General features: G+C 44.5%; 19 protein-coding genes and 1 pseudogene. 5 read left to right on the top strand and 15 right to left on the bottom strand.

The window, feature by feature from the left end; translation table 11 throughout:
• Positions 1 to 24: 24 nt before the first annotated feature.
• Genes DBAC_RS18330 through DBAC_RS06455 form a run of 3 tightly spaced genes read right to left on the bottom strand, consistent with a single transcriptional unit; the run spans position 25 to position 2149 of the window.
• Positions 25 to 219, bottom strand: coding sequence for a helix-turn-helix domain-containing protein (locus DBAC_RS18330; RefSeq protein ID WP_081434494.1), 195 nt, complete (start codon positions 217 to 219; stop codon positions 25 to 27).
• Positions 220 to 267: 48 nt separating this feature from the next.
• Positions 268 to 1749 (bottom strand): relaxase/mobilization nuclease domain-containing protein, encoded by a 1482-nt coding sequence (locus DBAC_RS18790; RefSeq protein WP_015773479.1) that lies wholly within the window; start codon positions 1747 to 1749, stop codon positions 268 to 270.
• Positions 1750 to 1756: 7 nt separating this feature from the next.
• Positions 1757 to 2149 carry a plasmid mobilization protein gene (locus tag DBAC_RS06455; protein ID WP_015773478.1) on the bottom strand — a complete coding sequence of 131 codons (393 nt, stop codon included), beginning with the start codon at positions 2147 to 2149 and terminating at the stop codon, positions 1757 to 1759.
• Between the two features lie 546 nt (positions 2150 to 2695).
• Here DBAC_RS06455 and DBAC_RS20075 point away from each other — a divergent pair.
• From DBAC_RS20075 to DBAC_RS06435, 5 genes and pseudogenes are all read left to right on the top strand, one after another.
• A pseudogene (locus tag DBAC_RS20075) lies at positions 2696 to 2830 on the top strand (IS3 family transposase); the annotation flags it as partial.
• Between the two features lie 342 nt (positions 2831 to 3172).
• On the top strand, positions 3173 to 3574 hold the full coding sequence (locus tag DBAC_RS06450) for a Ros/MucR family transcriptional regulator (RefSeq protein ID WP_015773477.1): 402 nt from the start codon (positions 3173 to 3175) through the stop codon (positions 3572 to 3574).
• A gap of 881 nt (positions 3575 to 4455) precedes the next feature.
• Entirely contained in the window at positions 4456 to 5574 is a 1119-nt protein-coding gene (locus DBAC_RS06445; RefSeq protein WP_015773476.1) for an RtcB family protein, read from the top strand.
• A 410-nt stretch (positions 5575 to 5984) separates the two neighbouring features.
• Complete coding sequence (locus DBAC_RS20035; protein WP_167320919.1) at positions 5985 to 6176, top strand: helix-turn-helix domain-containing protein; 192 nt, start codon at positions 5985 to 5987, stop codon at positions 6174 to 6176.
• Between the two features lie 471 nt (positions 6177 to 6647).
• Positions 6648 to 7442 (top strand): glycosyltransferase family protein, encoded by a 795-nt coding sequence (locus tag DBAC_RS06435; protein WP_015773475.1) that lies wholly within the window; start codon positions 6648 to 6650, stop codon positions 7440 to 7442.
• 476 nt (positions 7443 to 7918) lie between these two features.
• Here DBAC_RS06435 and DBAC_RS18320 read toward each other — a convergent pair whose 3' ends face one another.
• The 12 genes from DBAC_RS18320 to DBAC_RS06395 form a co-directional block, all read right to left on the bottom strand.
• Positions 7919 to 8653, bottom strand: a complete 735-nt coding sequence (locus DBAC_RS18320; RefSeq protein WP_015773473.1) for a radical SAM protein — start codon at positions 8651 to 8653, stop codon at positions 7919 to 7921.
• A complete protein-coding gene (locus DBAC_RS18315; RefSeq protein WP_015773472.1) occupies positions 8646 to 9557 on the bottom strand; it encodes a glycosyltransferase family 2 protein in 912 nt (303 codons plus the stop codon). Before DBAC_RS18315 ends, DBAC_RS18320 begins: the two co-directional genes overlap by 8 nt.
• Positions 9529 to 10491 (bottom strand): radical SAM protein, encoded by a 963-nt coding sequence (locus DBAC_RS18310; RefSeq protein ID WP_015773471.1) that lies wholly within the window; start codon positions 10489 to 10491, stop codon positions 9529 to 9531. The genes DBAC_RS18315 and DBAC_RS18310 overlap by 29 nt, the downstream gene beginning before the upstream one ends.
• Entirely contained in the window at positions 10491 to 11411 is a 921-nt protein-coding gene (locus DBAC_RS18305; protein WP_015773470.1) for a glycosyltransferase family 2 protein, read from the bottom strand. The genes DBAC_RS18310 and DBAC_RS18305 overlap by 1 nt, the downstream gene beginning before the upstream one ends.
• Entirely contained in the window at positions 11405 to 12445 is a 1041-nt protein-coding gene (locus DBAC_RS06430) for a glycosyltransferase family protein (RefSeq protein ID WP_015773469.1), read from the bottom strand. The genes DBAC_RS18305 and DBAC_RS06430 overlap by 7 nt, the downstream gene beginning before the upstream one ends.
• Entirely contained in the window at positions 12438 to 13382 is a 945-nt protein-coding gene (locus tag DBAC_RS18780) for a radical SAM protein (protein WP_167320918.1), read from the bottom strand. Before DBAC_RS18780 ends, DBAC_RS06430 begins: the two co-directional genes overlap by 8 nt.
• Complete coding sequence (locus tag DBAC_RS18300; protein WP_167320917.1) at positions 13363 to 14271, bottom strand: glycosyltransferase family 2 protein; 909 nt, start codon at positions 14269 to 14271, stop codon at positions 13363 to 13365. The genes DBAC_RS18780 and DBAC_RS18300 overlap by 20 nt, the downstream gene beginning before the upstream one ends.
• 415 nt (positions 14272 to 14686) lie before the next feature.
• On the bottom strand, positions 14687 to 16216 hold the full coding sequence (locus DBAC_RS06415; protein WP_015773466.1) for an SUMF1/EgtB/PvdO family nonheme iron enzyme: 1530 nt from the start codon (positions 16214 to 16216) through the stop codon (positions 14687 to 14689).
• Positions 16217 to 16703: 487 nt separating this feature from the next.
• The gene (locus tag DBAC_RS06410; protein ID WP_218915597.1) at positions 16704 to 17126 is read right to left on the bottom strand and encodes an NIF family HAD-type phosphatase; all 423 of its coding nucleotides are present in this window, start codon (positions 17124 to 17126) and stop codon (positions 16704 to 16706) included.
• A gap of 11 nt (positions 17127 to 17137) precedes the next feature.
• A complete protein-coding gene (locus DBAC_RS06405) occupies positions 17138 to 17380 on the bottom strand; it encodes a hypothetical protein (RefSeq protein ID WP_015773464.1) in 243 nt (80 codons plus the stop codon).
• Between the two features lie 41 nt (positions 17381 to 17421).
• Positions 17422 to 19221: a cobaltochelatase CobT-related protein gene (locus DBAC_RS06400; protein ID WP_015773463.1), complete on the bottom strand. Its 1800-nt coding sequence runs from the start codon at positions 19219 to 19221 to the stop codon at positions 17422 to 17424.
• Positions 19218 to 21785 (bottom strand): AAA family ATPase, encoded by a 2568-nt coding sequence (locus DBAC_RS06395; protein ID WP_015773462.1) that lies wholly within the window; start codon positions 21783 to 21785, stop codon positions 19218 to 19220. Before DBAC_RS06395 ends, DBAC_RS06400 begins: the two co-directional genes overlap by 4 nt.
• Positions 21786 to 21813: the final 28 nt, after the last annotated feature.

Genomic DNA, 21813 nt, shown 5'->3' with positions numbered 1-21813 from the left:
ATGGTAATATTTTTTTATAAGACCTCAGTTCATTGGTTCGACGGTACACGCTTTCATATATTTTACCAAATCATGATAATTATAACGAACATTTCTCCCAAATTTTATATATACAGGAGGCTTTTTCAGATACCTCCACTGCTGAAGAGTTTTGACACTAATCGATAAAAAATCAGCAGCTTCTTTTTCACAGAAAAGCTTTACTTCGTTACTGAGCATTACCATGTACCTCTTAATTAATTACTGAGTTGATCAGTCTGTCACAAACTACATCTTCAGACTAAACTGATTTTTTTTGCTTTGGTATTCCGGAATATCATTGCAAACAATGAAATCATCTTCATTTGAAATAGACATTTTGAAATTTTCTACATATTTATTGTCAATTTTTATAAAATTTATATAATACTCACTATTAACTTTATAAAAATCAAATATTATGTCGGATAAAATCCGATTTTTTATATCCATATCGTAAATATAATATATAACTTTACTCATTATTGCCCGAAATTCGTTCAAAAAATCACAATTATACAGTTCTATATATTCGTAAAATTTTTTATATTTTTCAAAAACATGACCATAAAAATCATCAAAACAACAATTATTTGAATCATTGTTTTTACTGCAATCCGAAATTTGCGATCTGTTATTTAACCTGATTTCTTCTTTGTTATTTTTTTTGACAATTGTATGAATTTCTACATATTTATAAAATAGTGTATTAAGATACGCATCAGCTCTGCCAACATAAGAATCCTTAGGTCTTTTTGACAAAAAGTCATGCGCCCATTTTTCAATACATTCCGAGCCAAAACCTTGCTGTATTGAATTAAAATAATCTTCATTTTTAATAGGAAAATTTTTTATATTATATATTGAACGCTTTTCACGAACATCTTCGAATCTTTCAAATGCTTCATAAGCTGCTCTTTCGTCCGGATGGCGAACTGAATCAGCATCAGTACGGAAATCTTCTTCAATTATTCTGTCAAATACTCGACCTGTTAAGTACAAAGATCCCTTCAGGCGAATATTATAACCGCCATCTGGATTCTTAATACTGATATAATCCTTACCTGTCCGCACAACTTCATAACCACAATTTTCAATGTAACCAACCATTGATGACCGATTAGTGACTTCACCTTTCTTAATAGCATTGAGCACTTTGTCGTGAATCTTGCCTCGCTGATTTGGTTTAAATTTATGACCTCCTCGCTGCCGCGACGTACCGACATTTGCGCGAGGACCCGGTTGTAAAAGCCTGACTCGCGTGGGATCATTAGGATCTGCCCAACCATACTTATGATTGAGCAGATCCTGCATAGTCCCAAATTTCCGTTCCCAACGGGGAGGAGCAGGATTGAAGCATTTCCCTGTTTCCAAGTCTACGCGCGCGATGAGCATATGAACGTGAACACCTCCATCAAAGTCACGGTGCAAAATTTCACAGTGACAAAATCGTTCAATATCAAGGCCCGCGAATGCAAGAAGTCGCCACAGATACATTGCTTCAAGTATTTGCTGATCCGTCGGCTTGTCAGTTACGGCCCAGGCGACTACGCCACTTGTGTAAACGTTCGGGTTTGTCAGTGAATTTGCAACTTTGGCGACAAGGTTTGGCGAACCGTACAAAACAGAAACCTCTTTTCTTTTCTCACCATTGCAGTCATAATCACCCATAAGATAATCAACCGCTTTCTGCGCATCCCCACGGCCTTTATTCAAATACTTTATAAGCATAGTTTTTCTACTTTTTATACGTTGGAAGTCCGTGAACCAACTCGCTAAGCGTTTGGTCGAGCGCAACGAGCGTGAACACCACGGGCACTACATCTTCCTCTGTTTTGTACTTGGTCACCCAATTGGCAAGTTGGCTCAATCTGTTACTCATCTTGGCAACTTCAAGCATCAACTCTCGGTTTACTTGCGGAGCAGGCCGTTCGGGAGCTTTGGGTTCTTCCTCCGGAACCTCCACTTCAACCCCATATTCAAAAAGAACTTTTCTGATCAAAGTCGCAACTTTCGTACTCTTTGATTTTGCAGCAGCTGTAATCATAGCTTTTTCATCGCGGCTGACCTTAAAGGAAATCTCTTCAGTCCGCTTTTCATCTCTACGCCGCGACGGAACATGTACAGTCATCACTATTCTCCTCTCTTCTGTCTTGAAAAAATTACAAAACACAACAAAATTTTAGCTTGCTCAAACATCAAAAATTAATTAAAAATATTAATATACTTTTTTTAATTTTATAAATCGAAAAAAGGCAATAAAAACCCTCATATCAAATATAATACTCGATATTATTCATATATAGACATGATATATATCGAAAAATATACATCATGACAGACAAATAAATTCTTACAAGAGAAAATTTACATAGGCCTCCTCACTCTTAAGAAAAAGTTCAACACCACAGAAATTCCCACTATAGCCCGCTCGAAAAAAAATGCAAGCAAAATTTTCGATCCAGCCTACTCAAATGTCCAAAAACGGAGCCTAGTCGTGTAATTTCTCTCTTCATTAAAGCTAGTTGTCGGAAAAGCTTTTTTTTGCGAGCACCTTGCCCCTTTAGAAAAAAATGGCTTCATAAGAATCCCCGCAGAGCACGATCTGGAACTTTCTTTCTGATTCGCCCAGTTGCCGTCACCCACTCACAGAACAATTTCTTCCAAAACAGAACGCTTACAAGTGCCCAGGAAGCGATCGCGAAAAAGAGTTACGGCACCCCGTGCACGACCACAACTGCCGGCGGGAGCAAATGAATTATGGAGTAGCCTATATTTTCGTTGTCTGCAGAACTGTCAGCAGCCTAGTTGTCAGCGTGATGAACTCGAAAAGCCCAGGTGCCGGAGAATAGGATCATGGCAGGACTGACAGAATAAAAGTTTGGACCGTAAGTGTTCGCGCATATCAAGAGCAAGACTTCTCATTTCGGAAGATCGCAGGGCAACTCGGATATAGCCCATCCAGCGTCGTGCGCTCTATCTACGGGGAAGCACAGTAAACAAGATCAACTTCACTTATCAGTCGCAGCATCCAGCCGATATTTACCTTCCTGTAACTTGGGTGTAGGTTGTCCAATAGTGTGTGTAATTCAGAATAGGCACAATGTGTGCAATAGCCTACAATCAAATCCCCAAATATTCTAAAGGAGACAACATGGAAGATTCTCTTAAGCAAGCAATCGAGATCGTAAAAGCCCAAGCATCTGTACGCAACATGAACGAGGACGAGATCACATCCATGATCAAAGCCTTGGCTGGCAGCATTCGTGGAGTCGCTGAAGGTGTTGCGCCAGTTGTCGAAACCGAACCGGCTGTCGACCCCAAAAATGCCATCAGAGAGAAAAGTGTCATCTGCTGCGAATGCGGAAAGTCATTCAAAGTTTTGACCAAGCGCCATCTAATAACCCACGGACTCACTCCCGAACAGTACAAGGAAAAATACGGCTACAAGAAGGGTACTTCTCTTGTAGCAAAATCTCTGGCCCGAAGTCGCCGCAAGACGATGCAGGACATGAAGTTGTGGGAAAAGCGTAAAAAGGCTCCCAAAGCCAAATGACAAGTAAATACAGGCCGGCCTTACATCTGCAATGGAGGTCGGCCTCTTGGTTATTCTTTTCTTGAATATCTATTCGGGCTTCACCTTCGTTGAACCCAATCGCGCAAGGCAGCTATTTGAGCACGATTTTTCGCCCAGGACGAAACAGCCGTTTCAAAACTTCCGAATATTGTCCGATTGAATGCGATGAATTTGCCAGCTATTTGGTGAGAACCAAAGTCAACAACACGAGCAACGACCTTACGGAGCTGCTCATGCCGATCAAGTCTTGATTTTCTGCAATTAATCAAGATCATTACAGTTCACCCCCCGTCTTCCATACAAGAAAGAGCTAACTCTTCGCCGCCCCCCCATGATTGCCGAAGCCAGTGGCATGCTCCTCTCCCGTTGGCAACCGCCAAGGCCAAACGAGATCGAGCCTAAGTTTTTCGACAAAGGTCTATCCATTTCATGCCGCCCCACCGCAACCCAATATCCACAGATGCAAAAAATGCTTTCCTTTTTTGTCGAGACAATGCGAAAAAAGTCGCTTTCAACACCGTAAATCCGGTTTGAACGCAGAGAATCTTTCTTTCAAGAATGCGCGTTCCTAGATCAGACGAAATTCGGAGGCAATCATGACGAAAGAACTCATCGCATGTGGAAGATGTCAAGGCACGGGAACGCGAGACAGAGACGGAAGAGATCCGAAGTGCACCGTCTGTGGCGGTGTAGGGCAGATTTTCTTTCCTATCCCGTACACCGTCTGCGGTCGATGCAAAGGAGACGGAACTCGGGACCAGGACGGTCGAGATCCCGTTTGCCCGGTCTGCCATGGTGCAGGTGTTGTTTTCTGGGGAAGCATCAGGGAATTCTAACAATAAAAGACTTGCGAGAATCTTATGAACATCACTACCGAAAAACCCTACCGGATCTACGCCGAAGTTCTGGAGCAGGAAGCGCTGCTCCAATTTGAAAGCGCGATGAACCAGCCCTTCACTATCCGCGGAGCGCTGATGCCCGATGCGCACACTGGATACTCTCTCCCGATCGGCGCCGTTGTGGCCACAGAAGGGGTGATTGTGCCAGCCTGGGTCGGATATGATATCGGATGCGGTATGTGCGCTTTGCCAACAAACCATAGCGCGGATGAAATTCGTGCCCAAGGGCGCGAGATTTTCGAAAGGATCTACAAGGCTGTACCTGTAGGTTTTGCCCACAATACCAAAGAAACTGCGTGGCCTGAAGGGGACGACTTGCCTCGTAGCGACCAGATGCAGGAGATTTTTTCAAGAAACGGACTCAAGCAACTTGGAAGCCTTGGTGGTGGCAACCATTTCGCCGAGATAGGCGAAGACGAAACGGGAAAAGTGTGGATTGTGCTGCATTCCGGCAGCAGGGGCATTGGTCATGCCACCGCCTCACATTACATGCGTCTGGCAAGTGAAGGAAACAAGGCCAAAGAAGGACACTTTGCCTTGTCAGTCTCAAGCGAAGCTGGAAAGAATTACATAGACGACTTGGCCTTTTGCCTGGAATTTGCGCTGGCTAATCGCCGCGAAATGATGAGACGGATTCTCGACGTTATTGATTCTGTCGTACTAGGTGTATCCCCGGCGGATTGGTCGCAGCTCATCAATCGAAACCATAATCACGCAGAGCTGAAAGATGGAATGTGGATTCATCGTAAGGGAGCAACCCATGCCGAAGCCGGCATGATGGGCGTGATACCGGGCAACATGAGGGACGGCAGTTTTATCGTTCGCGGAAAGGGAAATCCGGAAGCCCTGTGGTCCAGCTCTCATGGCGCGGGCCGGGTTCTTGGCCGCAAGCAGGCAAAGAATACCTTGGATGTGCAGCAATTTGCCGAAACCATGAATGGCGTTATCGCCAAAGTGTCCAAGGATACTCTCGATGAATCACCGTTTGCCTACAAGTCGATTTTCGAGGTGATGCGGCAGCAAGAAAACATGGTTGAGACTGTAGCCCGTGTACGTCCGATCATCAATATTAAGGGCTAAATGTAGCCAAATATAACGAAACGAAATATACTATCATTACAAGTGAGTCATAATTTATATGTGCAGAAAGCGAAACCACGATACGCGGTAAATACGTCAACATCTTTTTAGGATACTGTGGTTGCAGAATTTCAATTGAAGAATACGAATTCTCTTGTTTCAGCACCGCAGAAGAACGAAAAGAATACGTTGATTTTATGTGTCAATTTGATAAGGAAGAAATCATTAATATGATTCTGGACTTGGTCAAGAATGCGGAAGAGAGATAGCTGACATGAATTACAGTAGACATCTGGAAATGGCTGAAAGCTTACCAGCAGGACGGGGAGCAAACTCTCCAAGCCAAACCCCTGGGTCGGCCTACTGATGGCGGCAAGCTCAAGGGTTTTCAAGCAGCCTGGGCTGCTCGGTTGGTCCTTGGCAAAAATCTAGACCAATTGCGCTTGCCGTTTGCTCTCAGGACTCGCGAGGCTGTCGGAGCAATCATTGAAAGAAAATTCAGTGTGTCCTTGGCATTGAGAACAATCAGCCGATATCTGCGAAGCTGGGGCTTCAGTCCGCAAGAGCCTGTGTTCAGAGCATATGAACAGAATCGGATGTAAGTTCAGTACTGGCAGAAAACCAAGTTTTCAGACATCAAGCAGCAAGCCAAGAAGGCAGGAGCCCAAATTTACTGGGCGATGAAATGGGACTGCGCAGCGACCACCCCGTGGGCCGCACTTAGGGAGTCAAAGGCGAGACCCCGGTTGTCAAAGTTCCGGGCAAGCGTTTTGGCTGCAACATGATTTCGGCTATTAGCAACCTGGGGTCGCAGAGCGAAAGGATTCCATCCGGCTGTTTTTTGTGCCTAGGTACAGCCCCGAATTGAATTCCGACGAACTGCTGAACAAGGACAACCTACCGAGCCGCCAGAGCAGGCCCTCGATTGATCAGAATATTTCCACGGGTACCATATTGTATACGCGGCCTAAAATGTTAACTGTTTAGTGCTCGGAGTAATACCAATTCTCAGCGAACTCGACGAACAAGCGAAACCTGCAATTCCACATTAGAGTCAGAGGAAGTATTCATAAATGAGCGCTTGCACATTCCTTTTTGCAAACGGGTTTCAACCCTTGCTAGACTATGCGGTTAGGTCAGTTGAAAAGAAATGCGATAAGATTATTTTGTTTGACATGGGATTACTTCAATTCAAAAATAATAATTCAATACAAGTTGTTCCGGGAAAGCTGTTTTCCAAAGCACTAGACGAGAACGGTAAAATTCAAAATTGGGCTTTGTTGTACAACATGTCTCTAAGTTTTCTGCGGAATCAGGGTTTTACATCAGCATTCATGCTTGATGCAGATGAGATTTATTGTGGTCCAGACTTGCGAAATTACGCTTGGGTAGATAAATATGCTGCGATTCGCGATCGAATATGTTGCATCAACAACGGGAAAGAAGTTGAGTATTTCTCTGAGCAGCAAGTAATAACCAAGAATGAGTTTATTTTAGCAAGATTTTTCAATTTAAATTCTAAAAACTATCATTTCACAAGAAAAGTTCATCCTTTCATAGTTGATAAAAAAGAAAACCTTCTGCCACCATTCGTCTTCATACCTTCAGTAATAATGCATTTTAATGTAGCTATCAAAGGGGTAAAGGAGAATATTAATACACATTCTTGGTATAATGAATTAGATAACACTGTAACTAATATCAATTCAGAACTGAGCTCTTTAGGCAATGGCACTCGACCGATTTCTAGGGAGAAAATGGAACAGATTTCCCACCTTTACGGAGGTATGTCCCTAAAAAAATTAAACCTACAAATTAATAGATTGTTACAGGTTTGCGAACAGGCAAATCGTCACCTGTATCAATAACCATAGATTGATACAACCTGCTCACTTGGCCGAACGCCAGAGGGTGAACCCCAGAAGTCCAAAATCCGACATCTAATAAAACCATCAACCCAAAACCAACCTTCGAATGATAACAACGGGCCTTCTTGTCAAAGTGACACGCCAAAGAAGGCCGAACATTCATGTGCGCACAAGCTTTCCTGCTGTGACGCATGCACCACACGCCGTACTTTCTTCCGAGTAAAAAGGATATAATTCTACCGCTAACAATGGCATGCTTATACAAATCTCCCCTTTGCCATGTTCCCACCCAGATATATCCAATGTCATGTAGTAACAATGAAAGAATTCGCCTCCAATTACGCCCACCCCACTTCCAGTAAGAATACGCAACATACAAAGAATGGAAAATGCTGTGAAACCCTATACTGATAGTTACTATACCACTGATAATATCTATAGTTTTTACGACTAAACGACATAGTTCTTGATTATACTTACACATACTTGTGTAAAATCACATCTTGATTTTCTGATTCTGCCTGAAGATACAAACATCCATCAGTTTCTAGTACGTAATACTTTTTACGGTACAAATCTAAAAAGCTAACTTTTAACTCGGGAAAAAAATCTTTTTTTTGCTCAGCAATTTTTGCAACATGCTGCCAGTGAAGGAAATTTTGTGAATCAATTAAGAAAGACCTTCCTCTAGGGACAAGCGGTATTAATGTAACTTTCGATACGCCAAGCTGTGTAGCAAAATAGAGTATGCTGTTTAGTTCGCGACGATTTTCACTGGTTGTGATACAATGAATAGATGTATGTATACCGCACGTCCTTGCGCGCTCAATTCCTTTTATAGCTTGCTGCACGTGACGAAATTCCATCAATGAATTCCCCACTAGGGAGTGCAGGCTAATTTTGATTTTGTATTGGCTATCAGCAATTCGGCTTAAAACCGAAGGTCGGAACATGGAACCATTACTGCAAAGCGTTATATTAAACCCTAATCCAGAAGATTCATCAATGAAAGCCTCTAAATCATTTCGAAGAAGTGGCTCTCCGCCTGTAATTTTTAAAGATAAAATTCTTTGCTGAGCCAGTCTACGCAATATTTTCAGATGCTCAACTGTAGACAGCTCTTTAGCATCTGGAGGCGCTTGGCAGAAATGACATTTCCAATTACAACGTCTTGTAATCCGATAACAAATGTTTTTTATTTCATTATCCAATTACTTTTCTCCTTATCATCTCATAAGCACCTCCTATTTGGTATGCCAAAGACTGTCCTACTGCACAAATTAAAACAATGCTTATCTGTAAATAATTTTTACATAGTATTCCTTTAGACAATTGCCACCCAGATCGGACAACAAGTGGAAGAAGTAAAAAAATCTTGAAAGGGTTACCGGCAATAAACATTCCCTCCTGAAATGGACGGTTTCGAATTTTGATGTGATGAGCCACACCTCTCCCATAACGAAAATACATCTCTAAAATATTTAGAAAGCTTCTGTCATGATCATGGTATAAATATGTAGAATCACTATACTCGACTTTTCCATGTTGATACAGTCGGTATGTCAAATCAGAATCCTCTCCTCCTGCAAATTTAAAAGACGAATCAAATCCACCGATCTTTTGAAAAACATCTCTTCGGATAGCTGCATTTAAAGTAGGAATGCACTCAATTCTATCGTTAAGTCGCACAGGCTTGGTCAAAAATCCGCTCTCGACGAGATACCAGAATGCTGAGTACTGAGCAGGTTTTGAAAGTGGACGACCGGGACCACCGATCTGGACCACATCTTTTGGCACGGAATTAAAAACGTTTTCCCAGTGTTGCAGCCACTGTGGTGGAAGTACACAATCATCGTCGACAAATATCAACCAATCAGCCGTGGATTGCATCGCGCCCAAGTTTCTCGCTGACGCTGGTCCACCAGCAGTGCATGTATAGAATGAAAGCCAATGAAACTGCATTCCTACAAACTCTGGAGTCCAACACGACTGACGATCTCCAACTACAACCACATTCCATTCCATGGATACCGGAGTTTGTTTAATAAATGAATGCAAAAGCCTATACAGGCTATGCTCTCGCCTCCTAGAGGGTATGATGATTGAAACTTGCACTAGACATCCTCCACCCCGGCAAGGAAGTTAGCCCATATCCAGACCATGTACATACCTTGCACATATCTGGAGGGTTATCGCTATTTATTTTCATTTGCAAACAACGCAACTTTTCCGACTTAAGCAATTCTGCAAGGCTTATTTTTTCTAAGTTTCCTATAATTCTAGGCAATTTAAAGCACACTGACACTTCTCCGGAACTCGTAACACAAAGTGTTCGCCTACACTGATCGCACGATAGTTGCGTAGGCTCATCAAAACGGTAGTATTTCCCATTTGTCAATTTATGACCAGGGATAAATTGAGGCAAGCCACAAGAAGAAAGTCCTGCACCTTGCAGTTGACTTGGAAATTCAAGAAAGCTTTGAACTATTTGGGGGGTCCAAGTAAAACTGCAAGAACGTGGCTCTACAACGAACCCCAAGCCAACACTATGGACATTGTGAGATATGGCAAAATTTAATATATCTTTGAATGACTCTACGTTATATTTTTGTACTGTACAGTAAATTGATGTCTTGATTCCCATTTCATGCGCCAGCTTTAAAGAAAATTCAATCGTGTCAAGAGACGCTCCACGGCGAATTCTAGAAAAAGTACTGGGATCTGCTGAGTCAATTGAAAATATCAAATCAACATTGTACTGTGAAAAAAGGTGTGCGAAGCTCTGATCTAGCAACATTCCGTTGGTTATAACTTTATAATAAACATCACCGTCATTATTAAGTTTAAAAAAATTAGAAAACCATTTTAGACCTGCAAGAAGAGGCTCGCCCCTCAAATACAGATGCATGTTTTTACATGCTTTATGAGCGTATTGAGCGACAATATTCTGCAATTTCTCAGACATCACAGAATTTTCATGACCAAGAGTACACATTTTACATTTTAAGTTGCATTGCGTAGTTGGCTCTATCCAAAAATCATATTTCATTATTTATGTCTCGTATTGCTGTTGTATTTGTATACACCAGCCTGAAAGGCCAACTCACAAACTACTGCTAAACATGAAAGAGGCGCGCTGTATGGATTATTAAATTTTTCTTTTGTTCTACGAATTCTCTGTAAAAGAACTGGAAACGTAGAAAAAATATCACGAAATGCCCTCCATAGTGGATAGTAAGGAGACAATGCCTCTCTGGCATCATTTTCAACCAAATTAGCATGTTGGGCCACGCCATAACCGTATCTAAAAAACTTTCTGATTAGTTTTACAAGCGAAATGTCATGGTGGTGAAAAACAATGATGTGCTCTGAAAAAGTCAGATCACCAACCTGCCTTAAACGAGAGCAAAGGTTTTCGTCTTCGGAAGCAACGTCAAATGCCTGATCGAATCCTCCGACACTCCAAAATGACTTTTTTCTTACGAGCATATTCGCAGTAGCCATATTTACGATAACTCCACCTTCACAGATGGGCCCATCCAGATGAGCTATGTTTCGTAGATAGCTACCGGCTAAAGTCTGCTTGCCTGGGTAAGCCTTAACCCCACCTCCTAAGGCAACTGTCCCGCCTCCCAGCTTACCAACTTCCTTTAGGATGGTCGGCAACCAATCAAATCGTGCAATACAATCGTCATCAATGAAAGCTATAAAATCGCCTTGAGCTTTGCCTGCACCGTAGTTTCTGGCTGCGGCGGCTCCTGCTTTGTCGATGCTCCATAAATAAAACCGAGGAACATCGCGCCACTTTTGTTCGAGTTCCGGGTAAAAACAGCCATCAAAAACGACATGAACTTCAACCAGACAAGCCTGACGAGGGCCTAGAATGGACAGAGATTCTCTGATTGAATCAAGGCAATTATCTAGCAAATTCGGTCTTTTATGGCTTGGAATTACGACTGAAATCAACATTTAAGTATGCCCTCGGCAATGGATAGCCACTTTTCAGCGAACTTGGACGGAGACAATATTCTTTTAACCCATTGATTTTCCTTAAGGTTGGACACCATCTTTGTGTATGCAACTGGGTCGTTTAACAAGCGGTGGCTCTCAAAAACTAAGTCATCCAGGGATATCCAGGGCTGACAAGTTTTACCTGGCTCAAGAAAATCAAGATAACCACCCAGAGGTTGGACCAGCGGGATAGCATGATGCAAAGCGGCTTCGGCGACGGCTATTCCATAATGCTCAGCTCGCTCTGGGTTCAATTGTAAATCAAAGCCAAACCCGGTACCTGACCAAAACAGTTGAGACTGCTGATACAATTTTGTGAGCTCTATCCGGTTGATATCTAGATGTATATGGATTCGATCACAGGATTCCTGAGATAACTTGCCGATATATTCGGGAGAGGCCAGGGTAGTCTTTCCGACTAGATGAAATGTCACATCACCATTTGAGCGATGCTTCAAAATTGTCTTTGCAGCCCACAGCAAATCCAGTTCATTTTTTGCATGCACACTCTCGCCAAACCGTCCTACGGAAAGAATGCTTCTCTTTTTTTTTCTGCTTCTCTGTGTAGGATGAGGAACGGGTGGCGTCACTACTTCTGTCACGCATTGAGAAGAGATACCCATGCATGCTGACGAAGTATACATTGAGTTATAAACAATAAGTTCAACAGCATCGCAAACATTGTAGCTTCCTGGTAATTGAACTATGTTAATCTGAGAACATGCGAATAGCCTTTTAATCTCTGCATTGTTCACAACAATACATAAGTCAAAATGATCAGTAACGAGTCTTTCTCTTGATAAAATAGCTGGGAATTGGTCTATTGCAAACACATCCTGAACGACTTTCCAAAAGCCGTTGTCAGAAATCGTATCGGGGAGAATTATCGTGACAGAATGTCTTCGAGCGATTTCTTGAAGTGCGACAAGGAAATAATATTCCCCACCGCCCATCACATACAAATACGGATTGTACGCTACCACATTAGCCATCCCTGTGCTCCTTGGCCATTTTGTAGGCATGGCACACTGTCCAGCAAGAACAATTATACTGTTTCCTTATCTCGTCAGGGGATACAATAGGGCAATCAGTGTCAATTGTCCCTATTATCTTGTCGATAAGGATACAAGGCTTCAAATTACCCTGGCTGTCAATGACCACAAACTCTTCCCCGGCATGACATGTAGGCATTGGAAATGGCTCATTGCTGCACATAAATTGCCGCAATCCTGAAAAATAGATATGCTTGGTTTCGTCACGCTCCTGAGAGAGATCAAAAAGTATCTTGTCGATTTGCAATTTGAGATGGTGCTTATCAAGCGCCTTAAACTGAGCGCGCTGCCCTAAGTTGTTGTAAAAATATGACTTACTATATGGAGAAGCCCAGAAATCTAAACTGTTCGCCTTAGAGAACGCGTATGCCCAATAGAGGGCATGGTAGTTAAAAGGAGTGATCGTAAAACTCGTTCCAAGCATTGAATTATGCAACGCCATCGACCTCAAATGCTCAACGAGTTTTGGAAGGCTCGAATCGACCCCACGAATTTGTTTATGCAGATATGGGGGGCCCTCCAAAGGAAGAGAAACATAGAGCAAATTTGATGATGAAATCTTTGCTCGAACCTTCTCTATGAGTGAAGCTGTCTCACCTATATCTATATAATTAGCCGTAAATACCACTGTTGCAGCTGGCACTCTGCTTCCGATAATTTCACACAAATCAATTATATTAGGATGTAAATCTATTTGTCCCCCTGTAAGAACAACAGTGTCTAAATCACAAAATTTATTTTTACTAAAAAATGAATCCAACATTGACAAATCAAGATTAACTTCATCTTTTCGAATATGATTTAAGCAGTGCAAACATCGGCTATTGCATTTATATGTCGGGACAATATGCAACTCTTTAATCTTGCTTACGTTCATGAATAACACCCTTAGCATATTGATGCCTAAGCAATTTATCGTAAGCACTTATTAAATTGTATTTCATCTTTGAGTCAATAAATTTAGATTTTTCAATTTGTTGTATTTGATTAAAATTAAGGCAATCTCTCAAGGCAGGAAGATAACTTGATAATATAGATTTAACAGCAAAAATATCGCCATCCACAACGCCATTATATTTTTTGTAAAATCGATAAGCAGCCATACCAGCTAAGTACTGTCGTTTTATAAACTCTGAGAGAGTACGCCGATGATAATGTAGGACACTTGATGAGTGTGTGTACACTATTTCGACCCCACGTTGAGCCAGTTGGAAACCAAAATCAACGTCTTCGAACAGATAAGGAAAAGTTTCCCAATCAAACGGTTCCTGAGAGATAGCCTTGTTTGGCACCATCAAATTGGAAGTATAGGCATGAAACCACTTAGGACCGGCACTGGCTATGTTAGGATAATCGAATTGATACGACTGTTGTTCAAGCCAGTCCATGAAGGGTGACTCTTCAATATATTTATCAGGAAAATAAATCCCCCCCAGAGACGCGCAAAGTGTTTTTTCAGAAATCGCATTCAGATGGTTTTCCAAAAAATCAGGCTTAGGCACTGTGTCTTGTCCCAAAAAACAAGTCGCATAGCTCTCAGGCGCTATGCTGAGTGCTTTATTGCGACAGACTGAGGGTCCACCATGCCTTGGCATGGAAACCCAGATATCAACATCGTTGACAACATTTTTTGGAGGAGAACTGGAAGAGCTATCGTCAACGACTATAATTGCATATTTATCCCTTTGCAATGTCTGATTATTTAATGCAACTAGTGTCAATCTTAATACATCAAATGCATTAAAGCTAGGAATAATAACATTCACTATAAACGACATATTCATACAGTAATAATTTTACTTAAAAAAAAATTTGCATTTTAGGCTAGAAATTATTTCTAGTGGGACTCACTGATAAAACACCTTTGCACATCCATGATCAAGCGAGCAGGCCCAGCATCCTAGGCATCCAATTTCAACTTCTCTTGCGCGCCATCTTCGCCAGTGACCACAACTCCAGCCTGAGGATATCCTTCAAACCTAAATCCGTGAAAAAATTGCATTGAATATACAATATTGAAACATTCTCCTCTTTAAATAAATCTATGATATCGGCATATTGAACTTGCTTCTCCTGAATGAGTTATTGCCCCCATTGGGTGCGACAGGAGTTTGCAATGCTCATCACCGGTATCAAGTGAAACGAATGAAACAACGTAGCTCAAAGTGAAGATAGCTCAAATTATACAACCACCACCCTAAACCCAAGACTCCCCCCTTCACCATCCAAACCAAACCACCCTCTCCGCGCCACCCCAACAGCCCCAACACGCGTATCCCAACCCCCACCACGGATCACCTTATTCTCCCCAGCCCCTACATGAACCGGGTCAATCTCAGCATGGCGCGAGTATGCATTCCCATCATAAGTATCGAGACACCATTCCCAAACATTGCCAAGCATGTCGTGCAACCCCCACGGGTTGGGAGGAAATGAGCCTACTGGGACTGAGGCATTCAATCCGAATGGGGCATTCTCGGGCTCGCATTCCTCGCCCCAGTAAAACCGTGTCGTCGTCCCGGCCCTACAAACATACTCCCACTGCGCCTCTGTCGGCAGTGAAAAATTGACAATTTCTTCCCGTGGTTGGTCGTTGAGCCATCGAACAAAGTCCTGGGCCCGCTTCCAGGATACATTTCTGACTGGATGGTTAAATTCGTGCAGTGCATTACTGAGTGCACCGCCCAATACGTGGCGATAAAACTGGGAGGCCGTAACCGGGTATTTGCTCATCCAGAATCCTTGACTGAACACTACAAGATGGCTTGGCTTCTCATCATCAAATGCATTTTGAGCATTATCTGCCGAGCCCATCATGAATTCACCTTGCGGAATCCATACAAATTCCATTCCCGTTGCAGAATCAGCCCAAGGATTTCCAGGCTCAGGGCCTGTAACAGATTGACTTGTGCGCTTCTTTGCAACGACTGCCTTTCTCGAACACGCCCACCGGAAGTCATCGAGCATGGCTTCAGCAGACGGATGGTTCTCTTCACGCTCAGCAGGATCCTTCATGAAACAGCGAAACAGAAAGGGAAAATATTTATCCGGAATATTCGAGAAGTCAGGTTCATCGTTCATGATGGCCTGCATGAAATCCGAGAGAGGAAATGAGGGAAACGGGCTTGTTCCAGAAAGCATTTCGTATAAAATCACAGCAGCGGCCCAACGGTCAACACTAGAACCGTACTTTCTTTTGAACCTTTCTGGCGCACTATAATTGTCATACATGCTCGGAGTCACGGATACCGGGCTCAAACCACGCACAAAGAGCGGAATCCAGGCATCTCCGATCTTCACATTTTCTCCGCATAAGAAAATGTCTGACGGCTTCAGATTTCCGTGCACGAACCCATGGCGCTCCAGTTCCACCAGTCCTTTGAGAATCTCTTCAAAAATCCAGATGACTTTCTTCTCATCCAGAGGAAGAGGCCCCAGAAGCGACCGCAAGGGATTTGGCAGAAATTCCGTGACCACGCGCAAGCGCCCCTCCGCGTCCATGCCCCAGCACTCGGGCTTGACGATACGCGGAGAAAGGAGATTCAAGAACTCACCGATCTCCTTCTCTTTGTACTCGACGCATGTCTCGGCGCAAAACTCTTTCAAGGCCTTGAGAACGCCGACATCATTTCGAACTCGGTACACCACCCCAAATGCCCCGCCACCGATCTGGGCGTCGTATTGCCAGCAATCCAGGCACGATGAGACCATTTTCACCACTCCTTGAGTCATAAAAACTTATTCTGATACGAAGAAAAGGCTGAGACAAAACAAAAATACAGAGGGCATAAAAGCGCATATGGAGTATATGAATAACGTCACATACAAATCCGTTCCATGCGATCTATATAAAAAATAAATGCATCCAAAAAACATTGACATAATCATAAGCAAAACAACGTTTTTGGTATTTTTATTTTTTATGAAAAAATGAATCACAGCCAAAGTAATAATACAATTCAATATGGAGGATGATGATACATTTATTGCAAGATCATCAACAGCCTCTCCAGCAGACATGGAGGAATAATTATCCATTATGAAAAACATATTGTTAATATACGATCCATAATTAACAAATACAAAATCAAAAAAACTTGGAACATTAAAATAGCAAACATAATAAACAAATAATGCCAAAAAAAATGAAATAAGCGTGTTTATGACAACAATATATCTTTGAAGAAATTCCGTATATCTACTCATTCATTTGCTCCAAAATTTTCAATACCCGACTTAACTCTGTATCATAACAACTATACGGTGACTGAAATGACTCAACCTTGATCCATCGATGCACCTGTTCGGACAACACGAAATCAGGATAGTCATCAACCAACACAGCCAGCTCTGGATTTGCGCGAGGAATGAATCGCAAATCTTTCTTGAAACCACTCCATGAAATATACTCCATGTTTTCAAACCAGGGTGGGACATATCTCCTGTTGACCAGTGAACGCGCTACCGCCCGAAACCGGTCCTCCTTGACGGCAGTGAACATGACCACCCTGCCTGCCATCTTCTTGCAAGCGACCAAGAATTTCCGCAGCCCCGGCCTTGGGCGCTGGCTCTCTGCGTCGGAGATGAGGGTGCCCTCAAGATCCAAGGCGATCACGTCCATCCTATCTATCATCACTCCCTTCGGACATCGGATAACTGGCTCCCATCAGAGTCAGGACCGGACATCCCCCGCAACTGCTCGTCAAGTCGAATGATCTCACCCAGGACTTCAGCATAAGCCTTCTGAATGTCTTCAAACCCGAAGTCCAAATGACTCACCTGATCCAGCAGCATCCGCAAATAATCCCGATCACTGATAAGCTGCCGGATTTTTTCTTTAATATTTACCATCTTCGCCTTATCGCCGTCGGTCATTCTAAATTCCTCCAGCTCGTCAATATTGTGAAGCACCAGTATCAGAAAAGTGTTTCTTCTATGACAACTTCACGACTCTGAATCTCATTGCTCCCACCCAAATGATGCCGCAGGCATCGCCCGAGCACTGCGGAGAGTTCCTCCGTTTCGACATTTGCCACTGCGTCAGGATAGTACTGCCGGACATGCTCTGTATTTGGCCCAAGACCTATGCCTATCAAATTGATCGAAGGATCCTTGGATACCATCTTTACTGCACGGTGCAGATCATCCGAATTCGATTGCCTGCCTTCGGGATGCCCATCACTGATTACAATCAGCACCTTCTGCTGCACGGGCAACGCCCCGATGAGCTTGGCGGCATCCAGCAGACAAGGTCCGTCATCATTGTATATAGGCTTATTGTTTCCGCCGGGGCAGTTGCCCTCTACCTCCTGAAACATCTTGATGAACATTTCAGAAATCGTAGATCGAGCCCCATCTTCAAAGCCTTTAAATCTCAGCAGACAGTCCTGAAACCCGTAAACCGCAACGGGAACCCCAATCCTCGCAAGGGTTTCGACCATCAGAATGGCGCCCTGGAAAGCGACGTCGATTTTCGAACCGGCCATCGACCCAGATAGATCCACAAGAAGCAGGAAGGCCGAATTTGTATTCCCGCCCATGTCCCGCCTACGCTTCCAAAGACGGTCATAACTCCGCGCGTCGGCTTCAAACTGCATGGCCGCCCTCAGATCAACCTTCGGCCCCGAGGAAAAACGGCCTGAGAGTTTATTCATGCTCCGCCGGATCAATTTTCCGAGATCCTGTCTCAGCGATTCTATTTGCGGCTCCAGCGCCTGCACGGTTCTTACGTAATCCGGGACATCCCCTGCCTTTCGGGCAAAGGGATGCACGCCCCTTGTTGAAGACCAGATTGGCTTTGACAACCCGCCATGGCCACGCGCTTCCCCTGCATTCAGGCCATGACCCAAATTCATGTCGAATGATTTGAGATATATTTGCAACACATGCGGATCGCATTCCTTGCCTTGTTGAACCTTCTCGTCAATTTCAGAGTCTTTGCTTCTGCGAACAAGTCCCAGACTTCCATGAGCAGAAAGGGCCTGCGAAAGCCGCTCCCTTTTGTTCCACAATCCAGCCCTAGACCTCATAAAAGTATGAAACTTGGCCAAGTCCAACGAAAACAGTTTAAGCGCGGCAGGGAATATCTCAGTCAGCGCCAAGTCGAATGCGCTTCGCGCGGAAGACATTACTTCAGACTCCATCAACTGAGAATTATTCTCAACTTTATCGCGACTCTTCGACACATCAGCGAATATTTTCGGAACTGTAGTTATATATTTTGCTCTTGGCTCTTGCGTAGCAATCAATGCTTGCGCAACATCAGGACAAAATGAGTCCAAGCTCATCCCTCCCCAAAATGCAAAACACCCATAATGAAACTGTCTCAGCAAAGGATAAGCTTCACTCACATCAGAATGCATCGACTTCAAGTCATGATCATACCAGTCTTTCATTGGTGGATACAAATTGATCATCCAACGATTGACTCTTTCCTCTTCAAGGCTATTGAAAAATCTGTGCCATGGAAACTTTTGTTCAAGACTAGGACAGAATTTATGATATCTTGATATCTCCACATGTCCGATTTCGTGCATAAGTATCCATGCGTTTTCAAAAATATTATTCTGCATAATACTTTTGGAAGAAACATAAATGGAACGATCATCTGGGCTGAAATGCCAATTATCTCCAATTTTTAATGAAATATCCAAAGCATCGCAGACCGCCCGCAAGAGAAACTGAAGAGTGCGAAATCGCCTATTGTCTTCCGTCATGCGACCTCCTGCAAATTGCAGCTTTTCGCGAGCAGACTTATGGCTTGCGAATCCTCCGGAGACCGGGCGGACCCGATATAATAGTCGAAAATACCATCGCGAATCCTGCTTCGAAACGACGCAGGGTCGGCACCCACCAGATAATGAGCCAATGCCAGCAGCTTCCTCAGACTGACTGCTCCTTTATCCTTTTCCCCTCTCGCCACCAAGTGATGGAATTTCCCAAGGTCATGGCAAACTTGCTCGATGTTCGGCAAAGCTTGCAGTGATGCACATGCAGGGGCTTTCCTCGCATCATCAAGATGGGCATAACCCCAACGCAACCCACCGAATATTGCGGTCTTGAGGATCTGGCAGTATTCGGCCTCCTCGGGGTCAGGAATGCGGAGTGTCCCGACCCATCTGCTCTCATAAGCCCTGGAGAGCTGGTTTCTTCCGACAAAACTCGGAGGATTCATTGTAGCCAGTATCCGAAAGTTCGGATGCACGGGACAAGCGCCCCCTCCGACAACCGAATTGTCATACTCGCTGATCACCAAAGACGGAGGCATTTCAAGAACCGAATTCAGGCGCTCCAGCACCTGCGGATCAGCAAGGTTCATTTCGTCGAGTACGACCCAGAACCCGTGGCGCATGGCCAGGGAGATGCCTTCCTGCCACTTCCATCCCATACCCTGCTTGCTTTCCGTATCGGGGACGAATTTTCCGATCAGCTCTCCCGTATCCGTCTGCCCGTTAAGATTGATCCTGACGACCGGCTGTCCGAGCATGGCCGCAAGGAACAGAATTGCGGACGTCTTCGAGGTTGCCGCGCCACCCTCCAGCAGGCAGGGCTCCCCCATTTCCACGCGTTTCAGGACGTAACGCATGATCCCCAGGGTGCGATTCGTCAGGCAATAATGGCGAAACTGCTCCTTATGCGGTACCAGATGCGCCCAACGGCTATCGCAGGGGACACGCGTCTCTCTCAGGCCGATGACCAGCGCCCTGACTCCCGCCAAACGCTCCTGTTCCCAATACAATTGCGTATCGTTTTTTTGCAGCGCCAGCTCTTTCTGCTGTTTTGCCTCGACGCCTTCCGCCTTCATAGGCAAATAGACCCACAGGTCATTATCGTCATCGTCCCAGGCCTTCTCTTCGCGAAGGTCCGGTACTCCATGCCTGGCGACCACTTCGCCCACCAGCTTGCGCACCCCTTCTGAGGCCATGCCGTATTTCAGCAGTTTCTCCGAGTTCTCTTCCGTCTTGACGCCAAACTGCGCAAAGCCCATCCCTTGCAGCTCATTGATGCAGTCCTTCCAGCCATTCTTGTCCTCACACCGGACCGTGAGGTTGAAGTGTCTGGGAGAGCTCATGAATTCAAGCAGCGTTCCGTCCTCGATACCAATGGCGGGAAAGCGAATCACCATGTCGTCCGAGCTGACAGTATTGTCCCGAGAACGAATGGGAAACGCATGGCCGCTCATGGAATCCAGCTCTTCTCTGATTTCCAGACAAATCTGCTCCTTGATTGTCGAAAAAAGAGGAAGTTCGCCCGCATAGAGGCAGTGCCCCTTCTTCAGATCATCTTCATCGATGTTGGCAACCTTGATTTTTCTTATCCCCAGAGCTTGCAGACGTCTTTCAAGCCGCTTGCCGGCTTCAGGACTGTCGGTTTCGATACGCGCGCTCAGGCGATCAGGATACGGTCCGCCGTATGCGCACATTCGCCGATCCCTGCATGCATCGAAAGGCAGAAAAACGTCCGACATGGTGTTACTCGATAATTCGTGCTCGAGCGTAACGGGGTAGGCGTCAAGCTGGATTCCGTGGTCCCGGGCGAACTGGCTGATGACGTTGGCAAGATCCACTTTTTCACGTCTCGAGCTCTCCAATCCGAACCAGGGGCTTTTCACTCCAAGCCGATCGTCCCCCTGGTCCCCGAAATCCTTGTGTACGACTCCTGCAACAAGAAATCCGGACTGTTCCAGAAGTTCCAGCAATGCCTGACCCGCAAGCATGTTGTCAGTGTGTATCGTCAATGGCATGCGCGGGCGAATATCCGCGTATTCGGGACGATATTCCTTGATGGCCAGGCCAGATTCTGAGAAAAATGACTGCGAAAGTCGCGTGACTATGCCACGGCGTTTAAGCCACCATTGGATGGTCTGAACCGCAACATTGTCATGCTGAGCCGTAATCGTGTTCTCCGAGACTACGCGCAGCGATGGGGCACCCGCGACCACGCCGAGAGGCCCAAGACATGAAGTGGTCAATTCGTCGATGAGTGCAGGGTTGTCCGAACTGATGCCCAAGCTCGTTTGCCTGAGACCTTCCTCCACGTTCAGGATGAGTCGCACCTCCAGGGGGGAAAGACCGTCATCGACCACATGCTTCACCTTCATCGGCGAAATCACCCCGTAGAATTGCGAGACAAACGCCGCGTCCACCTCTGAATGCGTCATGAGACACGATTCGCCAGGCATGTGTTGACCAATGCTGACCGAGGCCGCCAAAGTGGCCTGAAGATCTTCAGAAATCGCGAACAGAATCGCGGGACTATCAATATGAAGTGAAACCTTCATTTCCTTACTCCTTTAAAAAGTATTGCCT

The sequence above is a fragment of the Desulfomicrobium baculatum DSM 4028 genome (assembly GCF_000023225.1).
GTDB classification, from domain to species: domain Bacteria; phylum Desulfobacterota; class Desulfovibrionia; order Desulfovibrionales; family Desulfomicrobiaceae; genus Desulfomicrobium; species Desulfomicrobium baculatum.
This window is presented reverse-complemented; position numbering and strand designations above follow the sequence as displayed.

Bases quoted from the DNA above. Each gene is read 5' to 3' on its own strand.
- DBAC_RS18330 (WP_081434494.1), bottom strand. From the start codon at position 219: ATGCTCAGTAACGAAGTAAAGCTTTTCTGTGAAAAAGAAGCTGCTGAT.
- DBAC_RS18790 (WP_015773479.1), bottom strand. From the start codon at position 1,749: ATGCTTATAAAGTATTTGAATAAAGGCCGTGGGGATGCGCAGAAAGCG.
- DBAC_RS06455 (WP_015773478.1), bottom strand. From the start codon at position 2,149: ATGACTGTACATGTTCCGTCGCGGCGTAGAGATGAAAAGCGGACTGAA.
- DBAC_RS06450 (WP_015773477.1), top strand. From the start codon at position 3,173: ATGGAAGATTCTCTTAAGCAAGCAATCGAGATCGTAAAAGCCCAAGCA.
- DBAC_RS06445 (WP_015773476.1), top strand. From the start codon at position 4,456: ATGAACATCACTACCGAAAAACCCTACCGGATCTACGCCGAAGTTCTG.
- DBAC_RS06435 (WP_015773475.1), top strand. From the start codon at position 6,648: ATGAGCGCTTGCACATTCCTTTTTGCAAACGGGTTTCAACCCTTGCTA.
- DBAC_RS18310 (WP_015773471.1), bottom strand. From the start codon at position 10,491: ATGAAATATGATTTTTGGATAGAGCCAACTACGCAATGCAACTTAAAA.
- DBAC_RS18305 (WP_015773470.1), bottom strand. From the start codon at position 11,411: ATGTTGATTTCAGTCGTAATTCCAAGCCATAAAAGACCGAATTTGCTA.
- DBAC_RS06430 (WP_015773469.1), bottom strand. From the start codon at position 12,445: ATGGCTAATGTGGTAGCGTACAATCCGTATTTGTATGTGATGGGCGGT.
- DBAC_RS18780 (WP_167320918.1), bottom strand. From the start codon at position 13,382: ATGAACGTAAGCAAGATTAAAGAGTTGCATATTGTCCCGACATATAAA.
- DBAC_RS06415 (WP_015773466.1), bottom strand. From the start codon at position 16,216: ATGGTCTCATCGTGCCTGGATTGCTGGCAATACGACGCCCAGATCGGT.
- DBAC_RS06410 (WP_218915597.1), bottom strand. From the start codon at position 17,126: ATGGACGTGATCGCCTTGGATCTTGAGGGCACCCTCATCTCCGACGCA.
- DBAC_RS06405 (WP_015773464.1), bottom strand. From the start codon at position 17,380: ATGACCGACGGCGATAAGGCGAAGATGGTAAATATTAAAGAAAAAATC.
- DBAC_RS06400 (WP_015773463.1), bottom strand. From the start codon at position 19,221: ATGACGGAAGACAATAGGCGATTTCGCACTCTTCAGTTTCTCTTGCGG.
- DBAC_RS06395 (WP_015773462.1), bottom strand. From the start codon at position 21,785: ATGAAGGTTTCACTTCATATTGATAGTCCCGCGATTCTGTTCGCGATT.